The sequence below is a fragment of the Ferroplasma sp. Type II genome, from assembly GCF_000496155.1.
Window position 1 is genome coordinate 2,225 of sequence record NZ_KI542824.1, and the last position, 1,415, is coordinate 3,639.

Below are 1,415 nucleotides of genomic sequence, written 5' to 3' on the forward strand. Positions count from 1 at the left end.
TATAAGGCTGACCCAGTGGAATTCCAGCAAAAGGCCGAAAAATTAGGCATAGTGGTAACAATTCCCGAAATAGAAAAAACCTTCAAAGTATAGAATTGTTAACCATAAATCAGTTATTTTTCACTATTCCCATAAATTTTTAATTTTCTTATAAGTGTTCCAGTGGCATAGAAACATTCGGAATAATCAGAAGAATTTCCGCCAGCCAGAGCTGTGGGGTCAATTTCGTATCCCAGGAAAAGTCTGTCTTTAATTTTCCCATGCTGCCTGAATATAAAGTAATTGATAGAATTCATTAGTACTGATTCAGAATAGCTATTCATGTAGTAATCTTCTATATTCTGGGTTACTGTTATAAGTGAAGTTTTGAAATGCCGGGAGTTCCTTGCAAGCATGTCTATTATCTCTGCATCTTTAGAATTCCTGAGGAACAGGTGGCTTTCATCTATCACAACAACCTTCTCTTTATTCTCCATTTCAACAATTGAAATTATCTGGGTAAACACCAGACTGAAGAAGGCATCTCTCAAGGATTCATTTTTGTGATCAAACCTGAATACTGCAGATTCCCCATGAAGCTTTACAGGGGTTGTAAGGGGCATATGCCAAATATTTCCTGATATTGCCACATCCCTGCAGTATAATGTGTCAAGTTCAGAAATTACCTTGCTAAATTTTATTGCTCCGGATTTTTCCCCCAGTTTCATTAATGTAGCGGTTATTTTTTTTCCAGGTATGCCTGTTATTTTTTCAAGGGCTCCAGATACCGTACTGAACATTTCAGGAGTTTCTATTGAAAAATCTATATACTCACCCAGAGAAAGGTCAACAATTACATCCGAGTTGTATTCACTCAGAGGGTCTATTATGTATATTTTCGCAGTGCTCATTTTGTTCAGTAACCTTTTTGTAAAATAGGATTTTCCAGATCCCGTTTCACCTGTTATTGCAATGTTATATGAATTCCCACTGAAAGGTTTAAAATAAAGGGCTTTACCTGTGATAGCATTGACTGCCAGAGGTTTTTGGTTTCCTGATGGCACCGGTGTGAATGAACATGGAAAAATTTCTGATATGGATGCAGAATCCATCATATATTTTATCCCCTGCTTACCCATGTTTAGAGGATTAAATGTATGTTTATTGAAAAAATGAAAATCCTTCAACTTGAACCCTATGGATTCCATAGTTTTCACGAATGACTCAGTATTTGAACGCAGTACGGCCGGATGTTTAGATACAACTGCGAACCTCATTGATACATTATAGAGTTTTTCCTGATTTGCCATATATTCCAGAGATGATATCTGTTTCTTGATGAGTGAGGCATAATGCCCTGATTTTGTATAAACCAGCTCTGCTTTTCTTGCTGAAAGGAGCCTTTTGACCAGAACATCACTGTTGGGATCCTCAGA

General features: G+C 37.0%; 1 protein-coding gene. It reads right to left on the reverse strand.

The features are described 5' to 3' along the window. Positions 1 to 113 precede the first annotated feature (113 nt). A partial coding sequence (locus AMDU4_RS13190; RefSeq protein ID WP_021788428.1) for a helicase HerA domain-containing protein occupies positions 114 to 1,415 on the reverse strand: 1,302 nt, incomplete at its 5' end.